The sequence below is a fragment of the Pseudoalteromonas sp. PPB1 genome, assembly GCF_015356275.1.
GTDB lineage: Bacteria > Pseudomonadota > Gammaproteobacteria > Enterobacterales > Alteromonadaceae > Pseudoalteromonas > Pseudoalteromonas rubra_D.
The window spans coordinates 1-1,430 of the sequence record NZ_JACEQV010000077.1 but is presented as its reverse complement, the minus strand read 5'-3'; the positions used below and the strand labels follow the sequence as shown (position 1 = coordinate 1,430).

Sequence of the window (1,430 nt, the reverse complement as noted above, 5' to 3'; positions counted from 1 at the left end):
TATACCAGATAAGGCTTAGTGCTGTTCGCAGTGACAAAGCTTGTTTCCTGCTTACGACCATAACTTGAGGTCATGTCTGATTTTAAACGCCAGATACTGGTGTTAACAGAAGCCGTACTCATGGTCGCAAACTGGGCGCTGTTTGAACGCACAGGTGACGCCAGTGCACCGTTGAAACCCTCTGCCGCACTGAGTGTCTCTATCGGTGCAACTCTTGGTAACTCACAGGCTCGGTCTGCTTCCCAGCGACAGTTACAAGTTTCAGGAAATACTTCACACGGGTCAATAGGCCCGCCACCACCTGAACCACCGCCAGAGCCGCCACCTGAACCACCACCGGAAGACGTATCGCTACCATAGCGCACATAAGTCTGAACCCGCTCCGGGCTGCCCCGGTAATCCCCATCCTGACGATAGGTCGTGACTATCTTAGTACCACCATTCACGCTTTCCACTTCTATCTGACGGAAGCCCAGCATGCCGCGACCCACCTGGGCCTTTGCACCATGATACTTGTACTTAATGGTGTCATCATTCTTAATGAGTGCACTGACGACCCGTGCCCCTGACTTCATATCCGTAACACGGCCATTGCCCCAGCTCTTAGTGCGGGCATCGCTGTGTGGCGTATAGATATTACGGTTGTTCAGCGTCGAATACGATACCGTCGTATACGCACCAAAGCCGTCTCGTACCGACGAGATCAGATTGGTCGGTGCATCCGAGTTCTGATAAAGACCCATGCGCCCCTGAAATACCAGCTTGTCTGCAGCACCGTCACCAGTGACATCCATAAAGGTCGTAAAGTCATAGTTAGAGCCATGCAAGGTCAGTTTACGATACGTGAATCCTGTGCCATTGTAGAAGTAGAAATGGTCTCCATGGTCTTCCCGGTATACCTCTGGGATCCCATCACCATTGATATCAAATACCTTCAGGCTCGGCTTGTCATAGTTAAATAACTTAATTCCGCTGGCAAACCCTGTGCCTGTGTTGATCCGGGCATACCAGTCATTGTTACTGTTGCGGTACAGAATATCTGCCAGACCATCGCCATTCAGCTCAACCGCCTGAATGTCTTTATACGAGCTGGTACTGCCTAAAGAATAAAGCTCTGCAAAGGTGTCATTACCCGTTGAAACCAGGATTTTCCAGTAGTAACTGTTACGATAGCCCTGAGTGGTAATAGGGCCAGATGTCCGGCTCAGTGACTGTACCTGCGCCGCCTGCTGCTCCGCCTGTAATAACGCGCTGGCTGCCGGGCCACCCACCATATTCACCGGATTCAGCTGGCTCAGATTAACCGGAGTAATGGGTGCTGATTCACTACGCTGTGTGACCGTACCACCACCGATGCGCTCCACCTGACCACCAAATCGATCTGCCAGGCTTGAAGAGGCCCCTACATGGTTAACCTTAACCGCCATTGG

At 51.7% G+C, this 1,430-nt stretch carries 1 protein-coding gene; it reads right to left on the bottom strand.

The features are described 5' to 3' along the window. The coding region (locus IY568_RS24360) for an FG-GAP-like repeat-containing protein (RefSeq protein ID WP_194868965.1) at positions 1-1,430 on the bottom strand (1,430 nt) is incomplete at both ends.